Origin of the sequence: Stieleria sp. (assembly GCF_041595215.1) — a bacterium.
Lineage (GTDB): Bacteria > Planctomycetota > Planctomycetia > Pirellulales > Pirellulaceae > Stieleria > Stieleria magnilauensis.
The window spans coordinates 1-10,254 of the sequence record NZ_JBFHKV010000183.1 but is presented as its reverse complement, the minus strand read 5'-3'; the positions used below and the strand labels follow the sequence as shown (position 1 = coordinate 10,254).

Annotated in this window: 6 protein-coding genes; 2 read left to right on the top strand and 4 right to left on the bottom strand. The window is 58.3% G+C overall.

Features of this window, described 5'->3' with window-relative positions; genetic code table 11:
* Positions 1–1,073 (bottom strand): sigma-70 family RNA polymerase sigma factor (locus tag ABX749_RS09550; protein ID WP_372895775.1); only part of this gene is annotated, 1,073 nt, incomplete at its 3' end.
* Between the two features lie 541 nt (positions 1,074–1,614).
* On the opposite strand from ABX749_RS09550, the gene ABX749_RS09545 reads away from it, so the two are divergent.
* Together ABX749_RS09545 and araD are read left to right on the top strand one after the other, a co-directional pair.
* Positions 1,615–4,728 carry a glutamate-ammonia-ligase adenylyltransferase gene (locus ABX749_RS09545; protein ID WP_372895774.1) on the top strand — a complete coding sequence of 1,038 codons (3,114 nt, stop codon included), beginning with the start codon at positions 1,615–1,617 and terminating at the stop codon, positions 4,726–4,728.
* 75 nt (positions 4,729–4,803) lie between these two features.
* Positions 4,804–6,537, top strand: a complete 1,734-nt coding sequence (araD, locus tag ABX749_RS09540) for an L-arabinonate dehydratase (RefSeq protein ID WP_372895773.1) — start codon at positions 4,804–4,806, stop codon at positions 6,535–6,537.
* Between the two features lie 249 nt (positions 6,538–6,786).
* Here the strand turns inward: araD and ABX749_RS09535 are convergent, their stop codons facing one another.
* The 3 genes from ABX749_RS09535 to ABX749_RS09525 form a co-directional block, all read right to left on the bottom strand.
* Positions 6,787–8,070, bottom strand: coding sequence for a DEAD/DEAH box helicase (locus ABX749_RS09535; RefSeq protein WP_372895772.1), 1,284 nt, complete (start codon positions 8,068–8,070; stop codon positions 6,787–6,789).
* 551 nt (positions 8,071–8,621) lie between these two features.
* The gene (locus ABX749_RS09530) at positions 8,622–9,344 is read right to left on the bottom strand and encodes a TrkA family potassium uptake protein (RefSeq protein WP_372895771.1); all 723 of its coding nucleotides are present in this window, start codon (positions 9,342–9,344) and stop codon (positions 8,622–8,624) included.
* A 47-nt stretch (positions 9,345–9,391) separates the two neighbouring features.
* A partial coding sequence (locus ABX749_RS09525) for an HDOD domain-containing protein (protein WP_372895770.1) occupies positions 9,392–10,254 on the bottom strand: 863 nt, incomplete at its 5' end.

Sequence of the window (10,254 nt, the reverse complement as noted above, 5' to 3'; positions counted from 1 at the left end):
TCGATCATGTGAACGGGCACACGAATCGTTCGGCTTTGGTCGGCGATGGCGCGGGTGATCGCTTGTCGAATCCACCACGTCGCGTAGGTGCTGAATTTGTATCCGCGGGCGTGTTCGAATTTGTCGACCGCTCGCATCAGCCCCGTGTTGCCTTCCTGGATCAGATCCAAGAACGACAGGCCACGGTTGCGATACTTCTTGGCGATCGACACGACCAGTCGCAAGTTGCCGGCCGACAGGACTCGCTTGGCCGCTTCGTAATCTTCACGAAGGGCTTCGCAGGACAAAACGCGGCGATCGAGCGTTTTGGGCGACTCGTAGGTCATCCGCATCAGATAGCTCAGTTCGCTGCGAAGTTCTTTCTCCGACGGCATGCCGGGCAGGTCCGACGAGGAACCTTCGCGAAGTTGTTTGCGGATCTCGTTCATCCGACGCGACGATTTTTCCAGCTTTTGGAAAATCGGTTGCAGTTTGCCGGTGCGAAGATTCATTTCTTCGACCAGGCGGACGGCCTTGTTGCGGCGGATCACCAGGTTTTTCCAGGCCGCACGTCGTTGACGCATCGGCAATCGTTTGTTGATCGCGGTGAAGTAATCCACCTTGTTTTGGTTCAGCAGGTGTTCCAGCGTGCGGACGTTGGGCACGATCCGCTTCATGATCGCCTTCTTTTCGACGGCGTTGGTCACGCTGACTTCGATCGTGCGATCCAATCGCAATTGCTTGTCGCGGACCTGTTGCAACAGTTTCAGGGAGCCCTGCAGCATGAAATCGGTCGCCAGCATGCAGTGGCGGTAGCGGTCGCGGGTGCGTTCGATTTGCTTGGCCGCGGAGACTTCTTGGTCGCGAGTCAGCAAGGGGATTTGCCCCATTTGCATCAAGTACATTCGCACCGGGTCTTCGGTCGGATCAGTGTCGCCGTCCATTTCGTCGGCGACGCCACGAGAGTCTGCGGGGGCCTCTTCCAGGTGGTGGTCGGCGAATTCGTCTCCCATCACGCGAGAGCGGCGGTCCACCGATTCTTCTGCGGCGAAGGAATCGTCTTGCAAGCTACGTCCGCTAATCCTGGTTCCCATCAACTTCTCCTCTGATCCCGGCTTGGAATATTCGTTCTGGTCCGGGAGGGGTACAGCATCCAGGATGCCGACCCCCGTCGATGAGGTCGTATGTAGCATTGCAAGTCGTTTGTGGGGTGGGGTTTGCGTCAATGAGACCGGCAGGAGTCAGGCGTGGGGTGTTGCGAAATGTCCACGAAGGGGCGTCGCAAAAACTCAACCAACGTGGCAACAATGGGCCTCCTGGCGCCAGCAGCAATGAAGCCTGGGGTGCTGTGGGACCGAACGGTTCACTGAACCTGACGATCGCGTTTGCCCCCTGGCTGAGCCGGTGTCTGTCAAAGGTAGGTCACCGGACACGGACTTAACGGAAAACCCTCAGGAATTTAGACTAGGGCATGCCACGGAGAGTTCCCTTGCTTTTTGGCCCGGCCGACGGGTTCTGTTGAATCGTCGTACAGCGTTGTCGTATAGCGTCGTGCAGTCGCGGGGGGAACCGCCGTGGTGTGGCGGTAGGCGCTTCCTTAATTGATTCCGATTCCTCGCTCAGGACGATTCCTCCGTGAAGCCGCCCACGCCGTCTTCGACCAACCAGCCCTCGGACCAGCCTGGCGCCGACGATTCCGCCTTCGATTGGATCGACACCGGTCGGGTGAACCACTGGGCAACGACCCGGCAACATTTACAGTCGATCTGGAACTGTGGTGCGCCGTCGGATCTGTTGGAAATCCTGCGCGATCGTCTGCAGCGTCACTTCGACGAACTGGACGATCTCGACGCGACCGTCAAGAACCTGGATCGCTTCATCTCGGCCAGCCGTTCGCCGACGTCACTGTTGTCGTTGTTTGAACGCGACGAGGCGGCGTTGTCGGCCTTGCTTCAAATCTTTGCCACCAGCCAAACGCTGGCCAATCGTTTGATTGCCGATCCGGAAAGTTTTGATTTGATGCGGGCCAGCGATGGTCAGCCGGCCGAGCGAAAGTTTCTGGTCGACGAATTGGTCGCCGAACTCGAAATGCTCGAAAGCCCCAATCGAGCCGCGTTGGCGATCCGGAAATTCACCAGCCGCGAAATCGTTCGCATCGCCTACGGCGAATTCGTCCGTGATCTGAGTCCCGATCACGTCGGCCAACAACTGGCGTTTGTGGCCGATGCGGTTTTGGAGGCGGCGTTGAAATTCGTGCTTCGGCGTCAAACCGAACGCGTCGGGTTGCCGCGACGCATTGACGGCCAGACCGTTCGTTTGGCGGTGATCGGATTGGGGCACTTGGGCGGAACGGAGATGGGATACGGCAGCCCCTTGGAATTGTTGTTCTTGTACGACGCGATCGAAGAAAAAAATGAATCGCATCATGAGTTCGTTCAGCAGGTGGTCGCCGATGTGATTGCGCTGGTCAGCTCCGAAGACGCCGCGGCGCTGAACATCGCGATCGACACCTCGTTTCGACCGCTCGGGTCGGATGTCGTCATCGGCAGCAGTTCGCTGACCGCCCGACGGTTGGAATCGGAAGGGCGGACGTGGCAGCGGATCAAATTGACCAAGGCTCGGGTGGTCGCGGGGGATCATTCTTTGGGGAACGATTTCCTGGGCCGACTGGAACCGTGGATCTATCGGCGGTTCATGAGTCGACAAGACTTTGCCGAAGTGCGTTCGCTGCGACGAAAACTGCAACGTCGCTTTGATTCGCAGCAAGCCGAAGGTGACGATGTCTTGATGGCGCCCGGCGGTCGGCGCGATATCGAATTGATGATCCAGTTCCTACAACTGTTGCACGGCGGCGATATCAAGTCCGTCCGAGTCTGCAGCACGGCCGAAGCGATCAACGCGTTGGAACGTGAAGGTTGTCTGACGCATCAAGAAGGCAGTCTGTTGTCCAAGGGCTATGCCCGTCTCTGTCGATTGCAGCATCAGTTGTCCGTGATGTTCGGCCGTTCGACCAGTTGCTTGCCGAACGATGATCTGATGCGGCGACGCGTCGCCTGGCATTTGGGGATCCGTGACACGCAGGGAAAATCCGGCGATCTGGAACGGTTCCAATCTCAGTTGCGCGAAACGTTCCAGTTGAACCGGAAAGTGCTCAATCACCTGATGGTCGACGCGCCGTCGGATGAGGATTCGGATTCGCCACAGAATTTTGCGATCGAAACCGAATTGGTGCTCGACCCGTCACCGGATCCCGCATTGGTTCGTCAAACCCTGTCGCGACATTCGCTGCGCGATCCCGATCGTGCGATGGAGCATCTCAATTCACTGGCGACCGAATCCATCCAGTTTCTTTCCAGTCGACGTTGTCGTCATTTTCTTGCCTCGCTGGCGCCTCACCTGTTGGCCGAGATCGCGACCACGCCCGACCCCGACCGGACGTTGGTGACGCTGGCCGACGTGGCCGAATCGATCGGCGGCAAATCCAGTCTGTGGGAATTGTTCGGAACCAATCGTGCAACGATGCAGTTGATGATTCGGATGTGCGCCGCGACGCCGTATCTGAGCAGCATCTTGATCGAGATGCCCGGCATGATCGACGAGTTGATCGATTCGTTGCTGATGAATCGTCTGCCCTCGGCCCAGCGATTGGACGCACGTTCGATCGATCTGTGTCGACGTGCCACCGACATCGACGTGGTCTTGCACGGGTTCAAAAACAGCGCGCATCTGATGATCGGCGTGCGTGACATCCTCGGCAAAGAGTCCGTTCAGGCGACGCACCGGTCGCTCGCCGATACCGCCGAAGCCTGCGTGCGGCGAGTCGCCGAGTACGAGCAGGAACAGCTGGCGATGCGTTTCGGTGATCCGATCGGCCCGGACGGTCAGCCGGCGGAATTGATTGCCGTGGCGCTGGGAAAGTTCGGCGGACGCGAGCCGAATTACCACAGCGATCTCGACGTCGTTTTCTTGTACACCGGCGACGGCGAAACCCAGCGACGCGTCGGCGGGCCGCGCAAGACGATCACCAATGCCCAGTTCTTCAACCAGTTGACCTCGGCGATCATGTCGCGGGTCAACCACCCCAGCGAATATGGTCGTTTGTACGAGCTGGATGGGCGGCTGCGACCGACCGGCGAAGAAGGCGTGTTGGCGGTTTCGCTGGACCAGTTCACGAACCGATTCCAACGCGGCATGGCTCCGTTGTGGCAGCGGTTGGCGCTCTGTAAGGCTCGGGTGATCTCCGGTTCACGACACGTCCGCAAGCACGCCAGCGATACCTTGTTGGGAATCCTGCGTGGCACCGAGTGGCGACCCGCCATGGCTCAGGAGATCCGCGAATTGCGTTTGCGGATGCAGCAAACGGCCAGCGAAGAGAACTTGAAACGCGGCGTCGGGGGAACCGTCGACGTCGAGTTCGTCGCCCAAATGTTGACGCTTGAACATATTCGATTGCATCCCGACATCCACGCCACCGGCACGATCGATGCGCTCCAGCGGTTGGCCGACGCGGATCTGTTGCCCGCCGACACGTCGCTACGACTGATCAACAACTATCGCACGCTGCGACGCGTCGAAGCCAATCTGCGTCTGATGAATGTATCGGCACGTCATGAGTTGCCCGATCAAGAATCCAAGATGCGCGATCTGGCCTTTTTGATGAATGAATCCGATCCGAAGATGATCGAAGCGTTGGTCCAACAAGCCAGAGCCAGCAACCGCGAACTGTTTGACGGACTGTTTGAGGACTAGTGTATTGTCGGCTTTGGAATTTAGCCTGCCCTTCCCTTCCCCGCCCTACTCCTTCCCTAAGCAGTGTCTCGCTCCATGACCCAGCCTCCCTCCCATGATCCGAAACAACTTCGTTCCTATCGCTGGTTCGGCCCCGATGACATGCGTTCCTTCGGGCATCGCTCGCGGATCAAGGGCATGGGGGTGGACGACATCGATTATCAGAACCGACCGGTCGTCGCGATTCTGAACACGTGGAGCGAACTCAATACCTGCCATTCGCACTTTCGCGATCGAGCCGATGAGGTCCGGCGGGGGATCTTGCAGTCGGGCGGCTTTCCCGTCGAAGTTCCCGTGATGTCACTCGGCGAAATGTTGATGAAGCCGACGACGATGCTGTATCGCAATCTGCTGGCGATGGAGGTTGAAGAGGTCTTGCGCTGTCATCCCATCGATGCGGCGGTGTTGATGGGCGGTTGCGACAAAACTGTACCCGCGATGTTGATGGGTGCCATCAGTGCCGACATCCCGTCGATCTTTCTGCCTGCCGGGCCGATGTTGAAAGGCCGCTGGAAGAACGAAACACTCGGCAGCGGCAGCGACGTTTGGAAGTACTGGGATGAACGAGTTGCCGGCAACTTGTGTGATCAGGATTGGAAGGGGATCGAAAACTGTATCGCCCGCTCGGCTGGTACCTGTATGACGATGGGAACCGCCAGCACCATGGCCGCGGTGACCGAGGCGATGGGCATGTCGCTCGTCGGGGCGGCTTGTGTGCCGGCGGTGTTTGCCGACCACCACCGTCTGGCCACCCAAACCGGCCGCCGCGCGGTGGACCTTGCCTGGGAGAATCTCAAACCGTCAGACATTCTCACTCGCGAATCCATTGAAAATGGGTTGATGACATCGCTGGCCATCGGTGGCAGTACCAATGCGATCGTCCATTTGATCGCGATCGCGGGACGGCTGGGCATTGAACTGACGCTGGATCATTTCGACGAACTGTCGCGGACCACTCCGGTGCTGGGCGACATCCGTCCCGGCGGCCGATTCTTGATGGAAGATTTCTACAACGCCGGCGGTCTTCCCGCACTACTCGCTCGTCTGACTGATTTGCTGCACACCGACTGTCGTACCGTGGGCGGCGTCACGCTGGGAGAACAGATCGCAGGTGCCGAAGCGATCGACGACGAAGTCATCCGGACTCGCGACAACCCCGTCTCGCCGGCCGGTGGAACGTGTTTATTGAAAGGGAATCTGGCGCCCAATGGCTGCGTGATCAAGTCGATCGCCGCGGACCCGAAATTATTGACCCACCGCGGTCCGGCGCTGGTGTTCGACAACTATCCGGAAATGAAAGCGAAGTTGCATGACCCCGATCTAGACGTGACCGCGGACAGCGTCTTGATTCTCCGCAATGCCGGCCCGCTCGGCGCCCCGGGATTTCCCGAATGGGGCATGTTGCCGATCCCCAAGAAACTGCTGCAGGCGGGCGTACGCGATATGGTGCGGCTGAGCGACGCGCGGATGAGCGGGACGAGCTATGGCACCTGCGTGTTGCATATCGCACCCGAAAGTGCCGCCGGCGGTCCGCTCGCGCTCGTCGAGACCGGCGACGCCATCGAAATCGATGTGCCCAACCGACGGATCCACTGGGATGTCAGCGACGAAGAAATCGATCGCCGACGCCAATCCAAACAGCTGGGCACGTTGCTCCCCGAACGCGGCTACGGACACCTGTATGCCAAGCATGTCACGCAAGCCGACCGGGGCTGTGATTTCGATTTTCTTGAGGGCCGTTCACCGGGCCAAGAGCCCGGTATTCATTGACCGCTGGTGGGAGAGGCATCAAACGAGAACGAGAGGGATAGGCCAACAGCCAACCACAAATGTCTCGTCAGACGCGAATGTTGTGCATGGCCGTTGGCCAAATTGAACCTCATTGCGATGCGGTTCCTGGGGCGGCGCAACCCTCGCAAATGCTCGGTTTGCTTGCCCCAGGCGATGGATATGCATGCCCTTTGGGCAAAAAAGCGACTCGTGTAGAAGCCTCTTCCCACGCATTGAGTGCCTTCAGCGTTACGCTTTTGCGGTCGCGCGACGCTTGTTCCAGCCGCCTTTGCCGAAGCGTTTCTTGGGGCGGCGGTTTCCGTTTGCCGACGACGATCCATTTCGTGATCCGTTACGGCCACCGAAGTTGGACGACTTGCTGGGTTTGCTTGCCGTGTCGTTCAGTTTCGCGCCGGGGTTTTGGATGCGTAAGGGTTGATCGATCAGCTTTTCGATTTCCCGAAGCTTGTCTCGTTCGTCGACGGTGCAAAACGAAATCGCGATGCCGTTGGCGCCGGCGCGGCCGGTTCGGCCGACCCGGTGAACATAGCTTTCCGGTTCCATCGGCATGTCAAAGTTGACGACGTGGGTGACGTCGTCGATGTCGATCCCTCGGGCGGCCACATCGGTCGCGACGAGGACGGAGATGCGGTTCTCTCGGAATGCGCTGAGAGCCCGTTGGCGGGCCGCTTGACTCTTGTTGCCGTGAATCGCGGTCGCGGAAATGTTGTGCTTCTCGAGCTTTCGCGTCAGCGCGTTGGCGCCGTGCTTGGTGCGTGTGAAGACGATCGAACGAAGCACGTCTTCGCCGCGAAGCACCTTGACGAGCTCATCGACCTTTTCACAGCGGTCCATCATGCGGACACTTTGGTCGATCTGTTCGACGCTTTTCGTTTTGGGCGTCACGTTGACCTGGAACGGGTTGAACAACAGCTGGTCAGCCAGTTCGCGAATCTTGGGAGGCAGCGTGGCGGAGAAGAACAGCGATTGCCGATCTTGGGGCAGCTTGGCGATGATCTTTTTGATCGCCGGCATGAAGCCCATGTCCAGCATGCGATCGGCTTCATCGAGCACCAGGATCTCGATGTCCGACAGTTGCACGTGGCCTTGATCCATCAGGTCGATCAATCGGCCCGGTGTGGCGATCAGGACGTGTGTGCCCTTTTTTAAGGAACGGACCTGTTCGTTTTGGCCCACGCCGCCGTAAACCAGCGTCTGTCGAAACCGAACGTGTTTTCCGTAGGTGTGAAAGCTCTGGCCGATCTGGATGGCCAGTTCACGCGTCGGTGCGAGGACCAAGGCCAGCGGGCGTCCCGGCGCGGCGCGGGGTGCTTCGTGCCCCAGGTAGTCGAGGATCGGCAGCGCAAACGCAGCGGTCTTGCCGGTGCCGGTTTGGGCGCAACCCAAGATGTCTTTGCCTTCAATGGCGGCGGGAATCGTTTGGGCTTGGATCGGGGTCGGGACGGTGTAGTCCAATTCGGCCAGTCTTTTTTCCAGCGACTCGAACAATTCCAATTCTTGAAATGATTTCAACGTACGTCTCTTCAATCGTTTGTGTGAGAGTCCCGCAAAACAGCTTTGCTGTGGGAATCTCGATGTGTTGGGGTGGCCGTGTCTCGATAGACCGACTCGCGTTTTCGAAACATGTCCGACAGCTCATGGCGTCATGTCGTGACGCAACTTCAGCATGGAAAGAAATGCTCGATCTCCCGGACAAACAAGAAAGTCCCGGGGAGGGTTGCATCGAATCGATGCAATCAGCTTTCAAAGAGCGGCCAACGTGGCCGAATGAAGGCAGCAAGGGGCGCGAATTCGTTCATTTCGAAACTCGCAGTCGCGGCCTGTTGAGCATCCAACTCAACGATTCGGCTCGCGTGGGCCAGCAAACGTCCATGACGTTTCTCGTTTTGATCTGGCCGATCAATCGTCTCAGCAAGCGCCTTGTCCGTCTCGCTGATGTAGGGAGAGTACACGCGCCGCAAGGATTGGCCAACACGAATCCAACGGAAACCGACTGAATGTCGCGAATTGTCCCCTTGGGATGCGGAAAGCCCGAAACTGCCGTTGTCGCGGCGGTCGAAGTTTCACACCGAGGCGACGACGGATTCTTCTTGATTGGCGGTTTCGTTGATGATCGACGCGATCCGTTCGCCGCCAATCACCAGCGGGCAGACCACCTCATCGGCCCCCACCTTCAGCATTCGGTTGGCCAATTCGGGGTTCTCCGCCACGCTGATGACTTTCAATTCGGTGCCGAGTCCTTTGCCGCTGATCACGATCAACAGGTTGTCGAAGTCGGATTCGGTCGCGGCGACCAAGTGGGCTGCCTCCAGGATATTGGCATCGATCAACGCCATTTCGGATTTGGGATCGGCCTCGATCAACGGAATGTCCGGAAAAAAACGCTGCGTCATCGCAACTTCAGCGGGCTCTTTGACGATCGCGGCGATCTCGTTGCCCTGCACTTTCAATTGATGAATCAGGGTGCGGGCGGTTGCTCCACCGCCACAAACGACGACGTGGTTGTTCATTTGGTTGATCTTCTTTTTGGTCCTAAGACGATGAAACTGTCCACTCAGCTGACCGTTCACCAAGAAACTGGTGATGCCCGCGGTCCAGCAAGCCATCAACACGATCGAGGCCAAGATCAGCGACGAGGTGAAGATGCGACCGTGGGGCGTCAACTCGTTGGTCTCGCCAAACCCAACCGTCGACATGGTGATGATCGTCATGTAGAGCGAATCGGCAAACGACCAGCCTTCGATCGCGACGAACCCGATCGAACCGGTGACGATCAGGCAACTCACCAGGACGGTCAGCGTTCTTTGAAGACGGTACGTTTCCACGGCACTCTCTACGAAAGACAGATGTCGCGGATCGCTTCAAACTGCTCGCGACACTCGGCCGCCAAGTCAGGATCTTGGAAATCACAAAGCTCGCTCTCCATCTCAGAATCTTCGCTGAAAGCGTCCTCGCAAAATCCCAGTTGCCATTTTTTCGCCAGATAGGCGGCACAAATGAGTGTTCGGGAAAGCGGGTCGGTGGCCTCGTTGAGTGGCAGATGATGATTCGCGATGGTGATGCACATTTGGGTCGGCAACGACCATGCGACGCCGCATTGACGACCGAGCGTCGCGTGCGTGATCCCGTACGATTCGATTTCAGGCGCCAATGACTTTTCGTGTGGAGACTCGTCGAGCATGCCTGCGTATGCTTCACCGGCATGTTGAAAGAGAATCAGTTTGCCGATGTCATGGACAACGCCACACAAAAACGCTTCGTCCGGGTTGGTGGTCTTGGTCCGTTTGGCAATGAACCGGGCCGTCGTGGCGACGCCCAGCGACTGGATGTAAGTGTCCAGGCGATGTGCTTGGCAAGCTGCGTCCTTCGCCTTGAAAAGAGCCCCAGATGCCGACGCGATCGCCTGCTGGGCGACGCAACGAAAACCGAGGACCACGACCGCGTGTCCGATCGTGGTGATCGCACGACTTGCGCCGTAAATCGGGCTATTGACGAGCCCCAGAACCTGAGAACTGATCGTCGGTTCGCATTCGATCAGTTGAACAACCGCGGGCACGTTCGTCTCGCTTTGGTTCAGCGTTTCAACAAGTTGTGATGCGGTCGTGGAAAATCGAGGGATTTCGAATTGAAAGTTGGCACTCTCGTTACAATCGACGGTCGGTTCGCACGGTGGGCAAGGAGTCATGGGTGCGAAAC